Origin of the sequence: Desulfurivibrio dismutans (assembly GCF_029210385.1) — a bacterium.
In the GTDB taxonomy this organism is placed as follows: Bacteria; Desulfobacterota; Desulfobulbia; order Desulfobulbales; family Desulfurivibrionaceae; genus Desulfurivibrio; species Desulfurivibrio dismutans.
Map to the genome: position 1 here is coordinate 1 of NZ_JARGDQ010000022.1, position 1,335 is coordinate 1,335.

Annotated in this window: 1 protein-coding gene; it reads left to right on the forward strand. The window is 57.6% G+C overall.

Annotated features, from left to right (window positions below; translation table 11 throughout):
• The first annotated feature begins 76 nt into the window (after positions 1–76).
• Positions 77–1,321: an ISL3 family transposase gene (locus P0N66_RS12710; RefSeq protein ID WP_275806002.1), complete on the forward strand. Its 1,245-nt coding sequence runs from the start codon at positions 77–79 to the stop codon at positions 1,319–1,321.
• Positions 1,322–1,335 lie beyond the last annotated feature (14 nt).

A 1,335-nucleotide genomic window follows, 5' to 3' on the forward strand; every position in this document is an offset into this window, starting at 1 on the left:
GGCTCCTCGACGTAACGAATGGAATTGGCTAAATTGAGCGACGGAAAAACCGTCACCCTCAACAGGAGCCGACCCCATGCAAAACAACGACATTTTCGCCCTTGGCCTTGGCCTCACCGCACCCTGGAAACTGGTGGAACAACAATTGGATACCACTAAAAGTCCCCATAGGCTGGATCTGCGAATAGCCGCCGATCGCGGTTCACTTTATCCCTGTCCGGAATGCGGCAAGTCCTGTAAGGCTCATGATTTCAAGGAAATGACCTGGCGTCATCTCAACTTTTTCCAGCACCACTGTTACATTACGGCTCCGGTTCCCCGCACCAATTGCCCGGAGCATGGGGTCAAGCGGATCGTCGTCCCCTGGGCCAGGGAGGGTAGCCATTTCACCCTGCTGTTCGAGCAAGTGGCCATGACCATGCTCCGCGAGATGCCGGTTGCCGTTGCCGCCCGCCATATGGAAGTCACCGACAAACGGTTGTGGCGGGTAGTCTTCCACTATGTGAGCAAGGCCATGGCGAAGCTTGACCTGCGAAGCCTCAAGGCCCTTGCCCTGGATGAGACCAAATCCCGGCGCCGGCACAAGTATGTCACCATCTTCATCGACCTGGACCGCAGCGAAAGACCGGTGGTCTTTGCCACTCCCGGCAAGGGGAAGGATACGGTCCAGCGCTTCACTCAGTTCCTCAAAGAGCACGGCGGTAATCCGGACAACGTCCTGGAGGTGGTTTCCGACATGTCGGGGGCCTTCATCTCCTCCATCAAAACCCATTTCCAAAACTCCGAACTCACCGTGGACTGGTTCCATGTGGTCCAGCTTTTTACCAGAGCGGTGGACGAAGTTCGTCGGGCCGAGGCCAAAGAGATCGCCATGCCCAAAACCACCCGCTGGGCGGTACTTAAAAATGCCGATGGCGCTTTGACCAACCGCCAGTTTGACGCCCTGGTCGAACTTGCCGCCCTGGATTTCCATACCGCCACCGCTTGGCGGGTCAAGGAGGCCCTGCGTTGGATTCGCAAGGCTCCCACTGAACAGGGGGCCAAATGGCGGCTCGCCAACTTTCTCAACTACGCCCGCGAACTGATCGGCCAGGAGCCGATTCTGGCCCCGGTCCGTAAAGCGATCAACACCGTCGAAAAGCACCGACAGGCCATCGTGGCCCGATGGCGTTCCGATCACAGCAATGCCCGCCTGGAAGGACTCAACAGCCTGTTCCAGGCTGCCAAAGCCAGGGCCCGGGGGTATCGCAAAGACCTGAGTTTCATCACTATCATTTACCTGATTGGGGCGCCCATTCAGGATTTACTCGTTTCCACATGAAACGTCGAGGAGCC